This window comes from Streptomyces sp. NBC_01446 (assembly GCF_026340095.1).
Lineage (GTDB): Bacteria > Actinomycetota > Actinomycetes > Streptomycetales > Streptomycetaceae > Streptomyces > Streptomyces aureus.
Genome location: NZ_JAPEPO010000001.1, coordinates 3,561,399 through 3,574,904 on the forward strand (window position 1 = coordinate 3,561,399; position 13,506 = coordinate 3,574,904).

At 72.2% G+C, this 13,506-nt stretch carries 15 protein-coding genes; 7 read left to right on the forward strand and 8 right to left on the reverse strand.

Annotation, left to right across the window (positions count from 1 at the left end):
* Positions 1 to 42: 42 nt before the first annotated feature.
* Together OG456_RS15850 and OG456_RS15855 are read right to left on the reverse strand one after the other, a co-directional pair.
* On the reverse strand, positions 43 to 1,512 hold the full coding sequence (locus tag OG456_RS15850; RefSeq protein ID WP_266561435.1) for a HAMP domain-containing sensor histidine kinase: 1,470 nt from the start codon (positions 1,510 to 1,512) through the stop codon (positions 43 to 45).
* A gap of 2 nt (positions 1,513 to 1,514) precedes the next feature.
* Positions 1,515 to 2,264: a response regulator transcription factor gene (locus OG456_RS15855; protein ID WP_323136331.1), complete on the reverse strand. Its 750-nt coding sequence runs from the start codon at positions 2,262 to 2,264 to the stop codon at positions 1,515 to 1,517.
* A 162-nt stretch (positions 2,265 to 2,426) separates the two neighbouring features.
* Here OG456_RS15855 and OG456_RS15860 point away from each other — a divergent pair, with 162 nt between their 5' ends.
* Entirely contained in the window at positions 2,427 to 3,701 is a 1,275-nt protein-coding gene (locus OG456_RS15860) for a glycosyltransferase family 4 protein (RefSeq protein WP_266561437.1), read from the forward strand.
* Positions 3,702 to 3,939: 238 nt separating this feature from the next.
* A complete protein-coding gene (locus OG456_RS15865; RefSeq protein WP_266561439.1) occupies positions 3,940 to 5,757 on the forward strand; it encodes a hypothetical protein in 1,818 nt (605 codons plus the stop codon).
* A 15-nt stretch (positions 5,758 to 5,772) separates the two neighbouring features.
* On the opposite strand, the gene OG456_RS15870 is transcribed toward OG456_RS15865, so the two are convergent.
* The 3 genes from OG456_RS15870 to OG456_RS15880 all read right to left on the reverse strand — a co-directional run bounded on the left by OG456_RS15870 (position 5,773) and on the right by OG456_RS15880 (position 8,188).
* Complete coding sequence (locus tag OG456_RS15870; protein WP_266561441.1) at positions 5,773 to 6,375, reverse strand: FMN reductase; 603 nt, start codon at positions 6,373 to 6,375, stop codon at positions 5,773 to 5,775.
* Positions 6,372 to 7,481 carry an LLM class flavin-dependent oxidoreductase gene (locus OG456_RS15875; RefSeq protein WP_266561443.1) on the reverse strand — a complete coding sequence of 370 codons (1,110 nt, stop codon included), beginning with the start codon at positions 7,479 to 7,481 and terminating at the stop codon, positions 6,372 to 6,374. Before OG456_RS15875 ends, OG456_RS15870 begins: the two co-directional genes overlap by 4 nt.
* 80 nt (positions 7,482 to 7,561) lie before the next feature.
* Entirely contained in the window at positions 7,562 to 8,188 is a 627-nt protein-coding gene (locus OG456_RS15880; protein WP_266561445.1) for a TIGR03086 family metal-binding protein, read from the reverse strand.
* Between the two features lie 61 nt (positions 8,189 to 8,249).
* Here OG456_RS15880 and OG456_RS15885 point away from each other — a divergent pair, with 61 nt between their 5' ends.
* Both OG456_RS15885 and OG456_RS15890 read left to right on the forward strand, forming a co-directional pair.
* The gene (locus OG456_RS15885; RefSeq protein ID WP_266561447.1) at positions 8,250 to 9,092 is read left to right on the forward strand and encodes an AraC family transcriptional regulator; all 843 of its coding nucleotides are present in this window, start codon (positions 8,250 to 8,252) and stop codon (positions 9,090 to 9,092) included.
* 4 nt (positions 9,093 to 9,096) lie between these two features.
* Positions 9,097 to 9,678, forward strand: a complete 582-nt coding sequence (locus OG456_RS15890) for a GNAT family N-acetyltransferase (protein ID WP_266561449.1) — start codon at positions 9,097 to 9,099, stop codon at positions 9,676 to 9,678.
* On the opposite strand, the gene OG456_RS15895 is transcribed toward OG456_RS15890, so the two are convergent.
* Together OG456_RS15895 and OG456_RS15900 are read right to left on the reverse strand one after the other, a co-directional pair.
* A complete protein-coding gene (locus OG456_RS15895; protein ID WP_266561451.1) occupies positions 9,644 to 10,075 on the reverse strand; it encodes a GNAT family N-acetyltransferase in 432 nt (143 codons plus the stop codon). The genes OG456_RS15890 and OG456_RS15895 overlap by 35 nt on opposite strands.
* Positions 10,076 to 10,146: 71 nt before the next feature.
* Positions 10,147 to 10,653, reverse strand: a complete 507-nt coding sequence (locus OG456_RS15900; RefSeq protein WP_266561453.1) for a hypothetical protein — start codon at positions 10,651 to 10,653, stop codon at positions 10,147 to 10,149.
* 163 nt (positions 10,654 to 10,816) lie between these two features.
* Here OG456_RS15900 and OG456_RS15905 point away from each other — a divergent pair, with 163 nt between their 5' ends.
* The 3 genes from OG456_RS15905 to OG456_RS15915 all read left to right on the forward strand — a co-directional run bounded on the left by OG456_RS15905 (position 10,817) and on the right by OG456_RS15915 (position 12,166).
* Positions 10,817 to 11,155 carry a YnfA family protein gene (locus tag OG456_RS15905; RefSeq protein ID WP_266561455.1) on the forward strand — a complete coding sequence of 113 codons (339 nt, stop codon included), beginning with the start codon at positions 10,817 to 10,819 and terminating at the stop codon, positions 11,153 to 11,155.
* A gap of 61 nt (positions 11,156 to 11,216) precedes the next feature.
* Positions 11,217 to 11,993: an SDR family NAD(P)-dependent oxidoreductase gene (locus tag OG456_RS15910; RefSeq protein WP_266561457.1), complete on the forward strand. Its 777-nt coding sequence runs from the start codon at positions 11,217 to 11,219 to the stop codon at positions 11,991 to 11,993.
* Positions 11,993 to 12,166: a hypothetical protein gene (locus OG456_RS15915; protein ID WP_266561459.1), complete on the forward strand. Its 174-nt coding sequence runs from the start codon at positions 11,993 to 11,995 to the stop codon at positions 12,164 to 12,166. The genes OG456_RS15910 and OG456_RS15915 overlap by 1 nt, the downstream gene beginning before the upstream one ends.
* A 42-nt stretch (positions 12,167 to 12,208) precedes the next feature.
* Here OG456_RS15915 and OG456_RS15920 read toward each other — a convergent pair whose 3' ends face one another.
* The gene (locus OG456_RS15920; RefSeq protein ID WP_266561461.1) at positions 12,209 to 13,402 is read right to left on the reverse strand and encodes an RtcB family protein; all 1,194 of its coding nucleotides are present in this window, start codon (positions 13,400 to 13,402) and stop codon (positions 12,209 to 12,211) included.
* Positions 13,403 to 13,506 lie beyond the last annotated feature (104 nt).

A 13,506-nucleotide genomic window follows, 5' to 3' on the forward strand; every position in this document is an offset into this window, starting at 1 on the left:
GGCCCGTACGAGCCGGGCCGCCCGCGCCGCGGCCGCCGGCCCTCAGGCGCGCTCCTCCGGCACCCCCCGCACCGTGAAGCCGATCGCCGTTCCCCCGCCGTCTCGCCCCTTCGCGAACGGCACGCCCCCATGGGCCGCCGCCACCTCCTGGACGATCGACAGGCCGAGGCCGGATCCGGGCAGGCTGCGGGCGGCCGGCGCGCGGTAGAAGCGGTCGAAGACCCGGTCCAGGTCCGAGGCCGCGATCCCGGGACCCCGGTCGAGCACCTCGACGCGCACGCCGTCCGGGAGGCCTCCCGTGACCACGATCTCGATCGGCTCCGTCCCGTCGCTGTCGAACTTGGCGGCGTTCTCCACCAGGTTGGACACCGCGCGCTGGAGCGAGGACGGGCGGCCACGGATCACCGTGTCTCCCCTCGAACGCACAACGACCGTGCGGCCCGTGCGGCGGCGCGCGAGGACCGCCGTGTCCTCGGCCGTCTCGGCGAGCGCCACCTCGACGACCGGCTCGTCGTCCTCCTTGCCCGCGGCCAGCTCCACCAGCTCGTTGACCAGATCGGTCAGTTCACGCGACTCCTGCGCGAGGTCGACGATCAGCTCCTCGCGGGCGGCGGGCGGCAGGTCCTCGATACGGCGCAGCAGCGAGATGTTCGTACGCAGCGAGGTGAGCGGCGTACGCAGTTCATGGCCGGCGTCCTGCACCAGGCGGCGCTGGTCCTCCATGGAGCGCGCGAGCCGCCCCAGCATCCGGTCGAAGGAGCGCCCCAGGCTGCCCACCTCGTCGCCGCCGGTGACCGGCACCCGCACATCGAGGTGCCCCGTGCCCGCCACGTCCTCCGCCGCCTCGGCCAGCCTGACCAGGCGCCCCGTGATCCGGCGCGCCAGCCACCAGCCGACGAGACCCGCCGCGATGATCACGGAACCGGCCAACAGGCCCGTGCGCTGCTGGAGTTCACGCAGCAGGTCCTCCGTGTCGCTGAACTCCTGCGCGACCTGGACCGCGCCGCGCCCGCCGCCCAGCGACACGGCCGTCATCCGGTACTCGTCCCCGCGGATCTCCACATCGCGCCGCGACCCGCCCGTCTCCGCCCCGTCGGCCTCCTCCGTCACACCGGCGTGCGCCTCGTCGGCGGTGCGCCGGTCGGCAGCGTTCACCGGCAGCTGCGGGCTGCCGCGGTCGACGATCCGGCCGCCCGGCCCGAGGACCTGGACATCCGTACGGGCCGGCCTGATCAGGTCGTCGCGCGGCCCGTCGTGGTCCGGGTCCCCCGACGCGAAGTCGTACGGGGTGAGCTCGGTCTGCTTCACCTGCTGCCGCAGGTCGGTGACGACCTCGTCGAACACGGCCTGCTGGTCGACGCGGACGAGGCGCGCCGCGGCGTCGTAGGAGAGGAAGCCGACCAGGACGGTGACGGCCGCCGCGACGGCCGCGAACGACACGGCGAACGTGGTCCGCAGGGACCGGGCGCGCGGCCGCTTCCGCAGAAACGCGCGCAGGCGGCGACGCGGCATCCTCAGTCCTCCCGCAGCACGTAGCCGACGCCACGCACGGTGTGGATCAGGGAGGTGGCGCCGGGTTCGTCGACCTTGCGGCGCAGATAGCCGACGTAGACGGCGAGGTTCTTCGACCCGGGGCCGAAGTCGTAGCCCCAGATGCGGTCGTAGATCGTGGCGTGGTCGAGGACGATGCCCGCGTTGCGCACGAGCAGCTCCAGAAGGTCGAACTCGGTGCGGGTGAGCTCCAGCTCGCGCTCACCGCGCCAGGCCCGCCTCGCCTGCGGGTCCATCCGGAGGTCGGCCGCGGCGACCTGGCCGTCCGGCTCGGCCGGTGATGCGTCGTGCCCGTCGCCCGAGGCCGCGCCGTTGGTGCGGCGCAGCAGGGCACGGAGCCGCGCGAAGACCTCGTCCACGTCGAACGGCTTCACGACGTAGTCGTCCGCGCCCGCGTCCAGGCCCGCGATCCGGTCCGGCGTCTCGACGAGCGCCGTCAGCATCAGGATCGGCGTGCGGTCGCCCTCGGCGCGCAGCACCCGGCACACCTGAAGGCCGTCGATGCCCGGCATCATCACGTCCAGGACGAGTATGTCGGGCGCGCTGCGATGGGCCTGGGCGATCGCCTCCACCCCGTCGGCCACGGCCGTGACCTCGTAACCCTCCAGAGTCAGGGCCCGCTCCAGGGCATGGCGGATGGCACGGTCGTCCTCGGCGAGCAGCACGGTCGGGGACGCGGCGCGGGGCGTGGCGGACGCAGCGGTTGGGGACACGCGTTCCAGTGTGCCCCCCGTCCCCGGGGGCGTACCCCCTGACCAGGGGCCCGCCGGACGTCTTCTTACCCGCCTCTCACTCGGGCGCGAACAGCGGCTTACCTCGCTGGACCAGGCTGCCGACGTATGTAGCGGGCACAGGGCCCGCCGGGAGGGCTGTCCATGAAGATCGTGTTCCTGCTGCACAACGCGTACGCGATCGGCGGGACCGTACGGACCACGCTCAACCTCGCCGCGGCGCTCACCGGGTGCGGCGGCCACGAGGTGGAGATCGTCTCGATGTCCCGGCACCGCGAGGTGCCGCGCTTCACGGTCGACCCCGCCGTCTCGCTGGTCCCGCTCGTCGACACGCGCATCGGCGGCGTCGACACGCAGTACGCGGCGTACGGGGAACCCGCGCAGGACTTTCCCGCCGCCGAGAAGCGCCACAAGCAGTACACCCGTCTGCACGATCTGCGCGTGCGTGAGTACCTGGAGCGCTGCGACGCTGACGTCGTGATCGGTACGCGCCCCGGCATCAACGTCTACCTGGCGATGCACGGCCCGCGCACCGCGCTGCGCATCGGGCAGGAGCACCTGCGCCACGACGCCCACAGCAAGAAGCTCCGGGCAGTACTCGCCCGCCACTACCGCTCCCTCGACGCCGTCGTCACCATGACCGCGGCCGACGCCGAGGTCTACCGGGCGCGCATGACCCTGCCGGGTGTACGGGTTCTGTCGGTCCCGAACATCGTGCCGGAGGCGCCCTGTCCCCCGTCCGAGGGAACTTCCAAGATCATCGCGAGCGCCGGGCGTCTCGCGCCGGGCAAGCGCTTCGACCTGCTCCTGGAGGCGTTCGCGGCCGTGGCCTCGCAGGAACCCGAGTGGCAGCTGCGGATCTACGGCGGCGGCCCCGAGGAAGCGAAGCTGCGCGATCTCATCGCCGGGCTCGGGCTGACCGGGCGTGCCCATCTCATGGGGGCGCGCTCACCCATCGAGCCGGAGTTCGCCAAGGCCTCGATCGTGGTGTCCGCCTCCGACGCGGAGTCCTTCGGGATGACGCTCGTCGAGGCCATGCGGTGCGGGGTTCCGGCGGTCAGCACCAACGCGCCGCTCGGCCCCGCCGAGATCATCACGGACGGCGTCGACGGCCGGCTCGTACCGGTCGGGGACACACGCGCCCTCGCCGAGGCCGTGATCGACCTCATCCAGGACGCGCCGCGCCGGCACTCCATGGCCCGCGCCGCGTTCGCGTCTGCCCGCCGCTACGACCCCGATCCGATCGTCGCCCGCTACGAGCTCCTGTTCGCCGAACTCCGTGAGACGCGGCGCCTGCGCTCATGGCAGCGGCTGCGCCACCGGGCGGCCAACTGGGCACGGCGCAAGACCCGTTCGACCCGCGGCCCGGACCGGACAGCGCCCGCGCGCGGTGCCCGCTCGGACCCACGCCCCACGTGACGCACGAGCGGGAAGGCACATGACGACCAACGACGCACACCTCGGCACCCCCACCCCAGAACCGGCCCGCCCGCAAGGCCCCAAGGCCCCCGGAGCCAAGCGGGACCGGGCCACCGAGGGCCGGGGGAGGCGGGCCGATCAAAACCGGCGGCGACCCGCCCCCCGGCCCGACCCCCACCCGAAGCCCGGACCGTCCGCATCCGCATCCGGGCCGTCCGCATCCGGCCCCGGCCCATCCGTGTCCGAGCCATCCGAGCCCGAGCCATCCGTGTCCCGGCCCGCCGCCCAGCGGGGTACGGCGGCCACCACTGCCCGACCGGAGACCGGAACCACGGCACGAAGGCGGGCCGAGCGCCCTGCCACGCCAGGCCACTCGACGCCCCGGCGGCATCTCGCCCAGCCGCCCGCCCCGACAGCCACCGCTCGCCCGGACACGAACCCGACAGCCTCCACCACCCGACCGGAGACGGGCCGGCCGGAGACAGGCCGGCCGGAGACAAGTCGGCCGGAGACAAGTCGGCCGGAGGCCGGGGCCGCCCGCCCGGGGGCCGGCGCCGCAGCCATCGCCACCCCCCGCCGCCACACCGGGCCCACCCCCAGCCACCCAGCCACCACCGCCGCCCCCGGTGCCACATCCGGCGCCGCCGGGAAGCGCCCCGGCGCCACCCCGTGGCTCGCCCTCGTAGCCCTCGCCTACGCCCTCGTTCAGTGCCTGCTCGTCGTGCCGCCGCTCGCGCACGCGCTCGGGTGGGACGAGACCGTGTACGTGTCGCAGTACGACCCGCGTGTCCCCGCCGCCTTCTTCAGCGCTCCGCGCTCCCGCGGCGTCAGCTTCCTGACCGCGCCGTTCATCGCGGCCACCTCGTCCGTCCTCGTCCTGCGCATCGGGCTCACGCTGCTCTCGTCGGCCGCCCTGTACGCCGCGTTCCGCGTATGGCGCCCCGTCGCCGGGGCCCGCACCACCGCCCTCGCCGCGCTGCTGTTCGCGGGACTGTGGATCACCCAGATCTCCGGGCCTCAGGCCATGCCCAACCTCTGGGTCGCGTTCGGCGCGGTCGCGGCCACCGGCTGGTTCCTGCGCGCGGTGACCGGGCGCGAACCCCGCGCCAACTGGTGGCTCGCGGGCTGTGTCGCCGTGACCGCCCTGTTCCGCGCCCCGGACGCCGTCTGGCTCGCCCTGCCCCTGATCGCCACGGCCCTGTTCCGCAGCCGCCGCACCCTGGCCTACCTGGTCGGCGGACTCGCGGCCGGCCTCGCCCAGTGGGTCGCGGAGGCGTACATCCGCTTCGGCTCGGTGCAGGACCGGCTGCACGTGTCGAGCGCCACCGAGGGCGACATGGGCCTGCACCTCAACTTCGACAACGCCTGGTCCAGCCTCAACGGCCCCCTGCTGTGCCGCCCGTGCACGGCGACCGTGGACTCCCCCGGCCTCACCCTGTGGTGGCTGGCCCTGCCCCTGCTCGCCGCGGCCGCGCTCGCCCACGCCATGCGCGAGCGCCGGCTCCTGCCGACCGCGCTCCCCATGGCCGTCGCCGCCGCGCTCTCCGTGCCGTATCTGCTCATGATCGACTACTCGGCTCCGCGCTTCCTGCTCCCGGCCTACGCACTCCTCGCGCTGCCGGTCGCCGGCCTGGTCACGCGCCTGAACCCGCGCCGCGGCCTCGTCCTCGCAGGACTGCTCATCGCGGCGCAGCTCGTCTCGCAGGCCACTGTCCTGACCCGGGTCACCGCGTCCACCGCCATCACGAACGAGCGCTACCGCGCCGCCGCCGACAGCCTGCGCACCCTGGGCCTGCGCCCGCCCTGTCTGGTCTCGGGCCCGCGCGCCCTCCCCATCGCCTACGACGCGGGATGCGCCTCCGCCCAGGTGGACGGCAACAACGTCTCGACGACCGTCGCGGGCATCCTCGACCGCGCCGCGAAGGTGCCGACCGCCCTCCTCACGGCAAAGGGACAGCGCCCACCGCACTATGCGCGCGACTGGACGCCGTATCCCCTGCACCACACCCCCGGCTGGACGGCCTGGCTCGCGCCGGCCGGCCCGCAGGGCCCGTAACCCGACGGACGGCGCCTACTCCGCCCGCAGCGCGGCGAGCTGCCGCTCGAAGGGGATGACGTCGTCGCCCCACTCCACCGGCGCCGGGCGGGCCGCCGCGAGCCCGGTCATGAGCCGGGCGAGCTCGCCGCCGGCCCGTTCGACGCGCTGCTCGAGACCCTCCGCTCCCCAGTCCTGCGACGCCGCGTACACGGCGGTCGGCACGACCACGGCCCGCAGGTGGGCGAACAGCGGACGCATCGCGTGCTCCAGGACGAGCGAGTGCCGCGGCGTGCCGCCGGTCGCCCCGACGAGCACCGGCTTCCCGGTGAGCGCGTCCTTGTCGAGCACGTCGAAGAACGACTTGAACAGACCGCTGTACGAGGCCGAGAACACCGGCGACACGGCGATCAGGCCGTCCGCACCGGTCACCGCGTCGAGCGCCTCCCTGAGGGCGGGCCCGGGGAACCCGGTGACCAGGTTGTGCGCGATCTCGACGGCCAGGTCACGCAGTTCGACGACGGTCACGGACACATCGGCGCCCGTGACCTGCGAGGTCACCGCCTGCGTGAGCCGGTCGGCGAGGATCCTGCTCGACGACGGGGCGCTCAGCCCCGCCGACACGACGACGAGCTTCATACGGTCGGCACCTCCTTGTCCTGCTGGGTCCTCAGCTCTGCCTCGGCGACGCGGGACGCGTGCGTCGGCGCGTCCGGCACGTTCGCCGGGCGGCTGTTCGCGAACTCCTTGCGCAGCACCGGCACGACCTCCTCGCCGAGGATGTCGAGCTGCTCCAGGACGGTCTTCAGCGGCAGACCGGCGTGGTCCATCAGGAACAGCTGGCGCTGGTAGTCACCGACGTGCTCCCGGAAGCCGAGGGTGCGCTCGATCACCTGCTGCGGGGATCCCACGGTCAGCGGGGTCTGCGAGGTGAAGTCCTCCAGGGAGGGGCCGTGTCCGTAGACGGGCGCGTTGTCGAAGTACGGGCGGAACTCCCGCACCGCGTCCTGCGAGTTCTTGCGCATGAACACCTGGCCGCCGAGGCCGACGATGGCCTGCTCGGGGGCGCCGTGCCCGTAGTGGGCGAAGCGCCGGCGGTAGAGGTTCACCATCTGCTTGGTGTGCTCCATCGGCCAGAAGATGTTGTTGTGGAAGAACCCGTCGCCGTAGAACGCGGCCTGCTCGGCGATCTCGGGGGAGCGGATCGAGCCGTGCCACACGAAGGGCGCGACCCCGTGGAGCGGGCGCGGCGTCGAGGTGAAGGACTGCAGCGGCGTACGGAACTTGCCCTCCCACGTCACGACGTCCTCGTCCCACAGGCGGCGCAGCAGGGCGTAGTTCTCGACGGCGAGGTTGATGCCCTCGCGGATGTCCTTGCCGAACCAGGGGTAGACGGGGCCGGTGTTGCCGCGGCCCATCATCAGGTCGACGCGGCCGTCCGCGACGTGCTGGAGCATCGCGAAGTCCTCGGCGATCTTCACCGGGTCGTTCGTGGTGATCAGCGTCGTGGAGGTGGAGAGGATCAGGTTCTCGGTGCGGGCGGCTATGTAGCCGAGCATCGTGGTCGGCGACGACGGCACGAAGGGCGGGTTGTGGTGCTCACCCGTGGCGAAGACGTCGAGCCCGACCTCCTCCGCCTTCAGGGCGATGGCGAGCATGGCCTTGATGCGCTCGTGCTCGCTCGGCGTACGGCCCGTCGTCGGATCGGCCGTGACGTCACCGACGCTGAAGATCCCGAACTGCATGGCTTTCACCCTTCGAGGTTGTTGATGATTCAACTATACCCTCGAACGGCGACGGCCCCGCCTCTATTCCTCGGGGGTCCTCAGCTCACCGGCGCCGCCCACCGCGGATCCCGCCCCGTCGCCGCGAGCAGCCGCTCGAAGGCCGACGCCCCCGCGGGCTCCGGCACCGCCTCCCCGAACACCCCCATCGACCGCGCCGTCGGCGCCAGCTCCGCGACGGTCCCGGCCAGCCGCTCCACGACGGCGAGCGCCTCCCCCTCGGGCACGTACTCCTGCCCCGTCGCCCGCGCCAGGTCCCAGATGTGCACGGTCAGATCGAGCAGCACCATGGAGCCGACCGTGGCCGCCGGCATGTTCATCGCGCCGGTCGTCCCCTCCTCGGCACCCGGCGCCGGCCAGGCCGCCACCAGCTTCCGGGCCTCCTCGCCGAACCGCTCGCGCCAGTCGGGCCCCTCGGCCACCCGGTCCGGGGACTCCGCGAAGTCGGAGTCCTGCTTCGCGGCCAGCCGCTGGAACTGCTCCATCACCTGGAAGAGGTGGTTGACCAGGGCCTTCACATCGAATTCCGCGCACGGCGTCGCCGCTTCGAGACGGCCGTCGGGCAGGGCGCGGACGACCGGGACGGCCCGCTCCACGGCCACGTCCAGAAGATCGCCGATGCCGCGCGGGTTCCCGAGACTCCCGTTGTTCCCGTGGATGTCGTTCATGGCGCCAAGCTACGAGCCCGAACCCGGCCCGTCTTGAAGAAAGGCGACATACGATCCGGCCATGGCCGCAACCAGCCGTGACACCCGCGGCATCGTCGACCCGAACGAGCTCCTGACCCGCGTACGGTTCCGCCGCCACGAGCCCGCCGAGCCGCTGCGCCACCACGTCGAGAACTACTGGTTCATCGACTGGGACCTCTCCGAGCCCTACGCCTCGCACATCGTCCCGCACCCCTCGGTCAACCTGACCTTCGAGCGATACGCCGACGGGCGGTCCGCCCGCGCCGATGGCCCCGGCGGAGCGCCCGTCGGCGTGGTCACCGGCGTCGCGCTCGGCCTGTTCACCAAGAAACTGACCGGCCGCGGCCGGGTGTGCGGGGTGAAGTTCCGCAGCGGAGGCTTCCGCCCCTACGCCCCTGACGTACCGGTCATCCACTGGACCGGCCAGGAGCTGCCCGTGGGCGACGTGTTCACCGGCGCCCCGCCCGACATCGCGCGAGCGGTCACCGGCCCCGACGACGAGCACGCGCGCGTGGCCGCGCTCGACGCCTTCCTGCTCGCCCGCGCCGCCGCCGACGACCCGCAGGCCGACCTCGCCATGGACCTCGTCGACCGCATCCGCACCGACGCCACCGTGCACCGCGTCGGCGAGTTCGCGGCGGCACAGGGCCTCTCCGTACGGGCCCTGCAGCGCCTCTTCTCCGCCTACGTCGGCGTCGGACCGAAGTGGATCATCCTGCGCCACCGCATCCACCAAGCCCTCGAACGCGCCGACTCGGACGCCGCCGTGGACTGGTCCGCGCTCGCCGCCGACCTCGGATACGCCGACCAGGCCCACCTCGTCAGAGATTTCACCGCGACCGTGGGCGTCCCGCCGACGGCCTACGCACCGAGGAACCGATGAGCCGATGACGCACAGCACCGAACACAGGACGCCCGGGGAGAAGACGGCGCACATAGGCCTCGTGCCCTGGGCGGACGCCGACTTCGACCTCCTGCTCAAGAACAACGCGCCCGAGATGACGGCCCACCTCGGCGGCCCCGAGACCCTCGACCAGCTCATGGACCGCCACCGCCGCTACCTCGCGCTGTCCACGCTCGACGGGCACGGCCGGATGTTCCGCATCACCGCGGGACCCGACGCCCCCGCGGCCGGCTCCATCGGCTACTGGGCGACACCGTGGCAGGGCGAACGGATCTGGGAGACCGGCTGGGGCGTCCTCCCCGGCTACCAGGGCCGCGGCATCGCCGCCGCGGCCGCCCGCCTCGTCGCCGCACACGCGGCCGCCGACCGGGCACGCCTGCGCCACCTGCACGCGTTCCCGGCCGTCGACCACCGCGCGTCGAACGGCGTCTGCCGCAGCGCCGGCTTCACCCTGCGCGGCCCCTGCGACTTCGAGTACCCGAAGGGCCGCGCGATCCGCTGCCACGACTGGCACCTCGACCTGCGGACCCTCAGCCGAGCTTCTTCGCGAAGTGGAACGCCGTGATGTCCATGCGCTCCCGCAGATAGAAGCGGTGCGCGTCCGTCCGGCGCGTCCCCGAGTCCAACTGGAGCGTGTGGCAGCCCAGTTCACGCGCCCGCTCCTCCAGATGCGCGAGCAGCGCCCGGCCCACGCCGCCCGACCTGGCCCGCTCGGCGGTCACGAGGTCGTCGACGTAGAGCTTGCGCAGCGCGCTCGTGTTGGCGACCACCCGCCACCCCGCGACGCCCGCGCACGACCCGTCGTCGGTGTACGCGGCCGTGAACCGCAGCCCCTGCGGGTACCCCTCCGCGTACACCTCGAAGAACAGCTCGCCGGTCAGGTGCGGGCGCAGCTCCTGGAGCACGGGCAGGACCTCGGCGCCGAGGCGTGGATCGCCGGGCTCCATGTCAGTGATCTTCATACCCGAACGATAGGAGCCCCGCCCGGGGCCGCACACCCCCGTCTCACAAGGAGCGGCCCAGCTCACAGGAGTCAGAAGTAGTAGACGTCCCCGGTGTCCAGAGCCAGCACCTTGTGGGTGTTGTTCTGCGGATTGTGGTCCGCGCTGCCTCCGCTCCACATCGTGTCGATCCGCACCGTCACCTCCGAAGGCGCCCCGGCCAGCCGCGCCGACACCCGGATCCGCCTGCCCCTGCCGTCCGCCGGCAGCGCTCCGGTCCGGCACAGGACCGTCTGCGTGTCCGCCCGCACACACATCGGCGGCAGCCCCCGCATGGCCGTGACCGGCGCCGACCAGCGCAGCCGCAGCGTGGCGTCCGCCACCGACGACGGTCCGTGGTTCTGCGGGATCAGCCGGGTCTCCACCCGGCCCCGGGACATGGCGACCTGCCCGTGGTAGGCCAGATCTACCTCCGGAACGGGCCGCGGCCGGGGCCCTTCGGCAGCGGCGGGACCGGCCGCCAGCACCGCGGCGGCACTCAGCCCGACAGCCCCGAATCCACGCCCGACCGCACGTCCTACACCACGCCTCACCTGCATGTTCTCTCCGCCCTCTCGTGCTCCGCCACAGATCACCGACCACGAATCACCGGTCACGGCCAGGCGGGTCTCCTGATGTATCCCACGCATCCCGCCCCGCAGGCGCCGTCCAACAGGTGACGGTGCGACGGCCGCACAGGACCGGCATGGCAGCCTGTCCCGCATGCCGGTCGCCCGCTCCGCCCTCCTCTTCGTCCTCGCCGCCCTCTTCGAGATCGGCGGCGCCTGGCTCGTCTGGCAGGGCGTGCGCGAACACAAGGGATGGGCGTGGATCGGCGCGGGCGTCATCGCCCTCGGCATCTACGGCTTCGTGGCCACACTCCAGCCCGACGGCGAGTTCGGCCGCATCCTCGCCGCCTACGGAGGTGTCTTCGTCGCGGGCTCGATCGCCTGGGGCATGGTCGCGGACGGCTACCGGCCCGACCGCTGGGACGTCACCGGAGCCCTCATCTGCCTGGCCGGCATGGCCGTGATCATGTACGCGCCCCGCGGCGGCCGGTGACACCACCGCGCGCCGCCTGCCTATCCTGGCGGGAGTCGATCGCACGTCCGAGGAGCAAGCCATGACCGCCGCCGCGCCCGCAGCCGCCTCCCGCATCGCCGTCATCACCGGCGCGAGCAGCGGAATCGGCGCAGCCACCGCACGACAGCTGGCGGCGGCCGGCTACCGGGTCGTGCTCACCGCGCGCCGCAAGGACCGGATCGAGACGCTGGCCGCCGAGATCAACGAAGCGGGCCATCAGGCGGCGGCCTACGCGCTCGACATCACGGACCGCGCCGCGGTCGACGAGTTCGCCACGGCCTTCAAGACCATCGGCGTCCTCGTGAACAACGCGGGCGGCGCGCTCGGTGCGGACCCCGTGGCGACGGGCGACCCCGCCGAGTGGCGCCAGATGTACGAGACGAACGTGATCGGCACGCTGAACGTCACCCAGGCCCTGCTCCCCGCGCTCACCGCGAGCGGCGACGGCACGGTCGTCGTCCTCTCCTCCACGGCCGGACACGGCACGTACGAGGGCGGCGCCGGCTACGTGGCGGCCAAGCACGCCGAGCACGTCCTCGCCGAGACGCTGCGCCTGGAGATCGTCGGCACCCCGGTCCGCGTCATCGAGGTCGCGCCCGGCATGGTCAAGACCGAGGAGTTCGCCCTGACCCGCTTCGGCGGCGACACCGAGAAGGCCGAGAAGGTCTACGCGGGCGTCGCCGAACCGCTCTCGGCGGACGACGTGGCCGACACCATCACGTGGGCGGTCACCCGCCCCAGCCACGTGAACATCGACCTGCTCGTCGTCCGCCCCCGCGCCCAGGCCTCCAACACCAAGGTCCACAGGGAGCTGTGATGCCCCCGGAACCCCCCGACCCGCTGGAGGTCCTGGAGCGAGAAGCGGACGAGCGCCGCCGCGAAGAGGAAAAACGCGGCGAGCGCCACATGTGGTGGTACCTGGCCTACTTCCTCTTCGGTATCCACCTGGTGGCCCTGGTCATGATCTACGCGGTCACCCACACGAAGTAGCGAAGCAGCCCAGAAACGAAGCAGGTGCCTGCCGAGGGCGGTTCAGCCCTTCACGCAGATGACCTGCTTCAGCTTCGCGACGACCTCGACCAGGTCGCGCTGCTGGTCGATGACCTTCTCGATCGGCTTGTAGGCACCCGGGATCTCGTCGACGACGCCGGAGTCCTTACGGCACTCCACGCCCCGCGTCTGCTCCTCCAGGTCCTTCGTCGAGAACTGCTTCTTCGCGGCGTTCCGGCTCATCCTGCGGCCGGCGCCGTGCGACGCCGAGTTGAACGACGCCACGTTCCCGAGGCCCTTCACGATGTACGAGCCCGTGCCCATCGAGCCCGGGATGATCCCGTACTCGCCGGAACCCGCACGGATCGCGCCCTTCCGGGTGACGAGCAGGTCCATGCCGTCGTAGCGCTCCTCCGACACGTAGTTGTGGTGGCAGGAGATCACCGGCTCGAACGTCGGCTTCGCCTTCTTGAACTCGCGGCGGATCACGTCCAGGGAGAGCGCCATCATGACCGCGCGGTTGTACTTCGCGTATTCCTGCGCCCAGAACAGGTCGTTGCGGTACGCCGCCATCTGCGGGGTCTGCGCGATGAACACCGCGAGGTCCCGGTCGACCAGGCCCTGATTGTGCGACAGCTTCTGCGCGACGCCGATGTGGTGGTCGGCCAGCTCCTTGCCGATGTTCCGCGACCCCGAATGGAGCATGACCCAGACCGAATTGTCGGTATCGAGGCAAAACTCCCAGAAATGGTTCCCGCTGCCGAGCGTCCCCATCTGCTTCGCGGCCCGTTCCTCACGGAACTTCACCGCGTCCGCGACCCCCTCGAACCGCCCCCAGAAGTCGTCCCAGGCCCCCGCGCCGAAGCCGTGCAGCCGCCCCGGATCCACCGGGTCGTCATGCATACCGCGGCCCACCGGGATCGCCTGCTCGATCTTCGAGCGCAGCCGGGACAGGTCCCCGGGCAGGTCGTTCGCCGTCAGGGACGTCTTCACCGCCGACATGCCGCAGCCGATGTCCACGCCCACCGCCGCCGGGCAGACCGCGCCGTGCATCGCGATGACCGAGCCGACCGTGGCGCCCTTGCCGAAGTGCACATCGGGCATCACGGCCAGACCCTTGATCCACGGCAAGGTCGAGACGTTGCGCAACTGCTGCATCGCCACGTCCTCGACCGACGCCGGATCCGTCCACATCCGGATCGGCACCCTCGCCCCCGGAACCTCTACATACGACATGGTGTCCTCGTTTCCCCCGTACGCTCCCGTACGTTCGCGTACTTGATCAAAAGTCAGTAATCGCAAATACCGGCGCCAAGGTCAACGAATGGGATATCGGACCG

Excerpts from the sequence above, each read along its gene's own strand:
- OG456_RS15900 (WP_266561453.1), bottom strand. The coding sequence starts at position 10,653 with ATGCAGGTGAGGCGTGGTGTAGGACGTGCGGTCGGGCGTGGATTCGGG.
- OG456_RS15850 (WP_266561435.1), bottom strand. The coding sequence starts at position 1,512 with ATGCCGCGTCGCCGCCTGCGCGCGTTTCTGCGGAAGCGGCCGCGCGCC.
- OG456_RS15920 (WP_266561461.1), bottom strand. The coding sequence starts at position 13,402 with ATGTCGTATGTAGAGGTTCCGGGGGCGAGGGTGCCGATCCGGATGTGG.
- OG456_RS15885 (WP_266561447.1), top strand. The coding sequence starts at position 8,250 with ATGGCCGCAACCAGCCGTGACACCCGCGGCATCGTCGACCCGAACGAG.
- OG456_RS15910 (WP_266561457.1), top strand. The coding sequence starts at position 11,217 with ATGACCGCCGCCGCGCCCGCAGCCGCCTCCCGCATCGCCGTCATCACC.
- OG456_RS15915 (WP_266561459.1), top strand. The coding sequence starts at position 11,993 with ATGCCCCCGGAACCCCCCGACCCGCTGGAGGTCCTGGAGCGAGAAGCG.
- OG456_RS15860 (WP_266561437.1), top strand. The coding sequence starts at position 2,427 with ATGAAGATCGTGTTCCTGCTGCACAACGCGTACGCGATCGGCGGGACC.
- OG456_RS15880 (WP_266561445.1), bottom strand. The coding sequence starts at position 8,188 with ATGAACGACATCCACGGGAACAACGGGAGTCTCGGGAACCCGCGCGGC.
- OG456_RS15875 (WP_266561443.1), bottom strand. The coding sequence starts at position 7,481 with ATGCAGTTCGGGATCTTCAGCGTCGGTGACGTCACGGCCGATCCGACG.
- OG456_RS15870 (WP_266561441.1), bottom strand. The coding sequence starts at position 6,375 with ATGAAGCTCGTCGTCGTGTCGGCGGGGCTGAGCGCCCCGTCGTCGAGC.
- OG456_RS15895 (WP_266561451.1), bottom strand. The coding sequence starts at position 10,075 with ATGAAGATCACTGACATGGAGCCCGGCGATCCACGCCTCGGCGCCGAG.
- OG456_RS15905 (WP_266561455.1), top strand. The coding sequence starts at position 10,817 with ATGCCGGTCGCCCGCTCCGCCCTCCTCTTCGTCCTCGCCGCCCTCTTC.
- OG456_RS15890 (WP_266561449.1), top strand. The coding sequence starts at position 9,097 with ATGACGCACAGCACCGAACACAGGACGCCCGGGGAGAAGACGGCGCAC.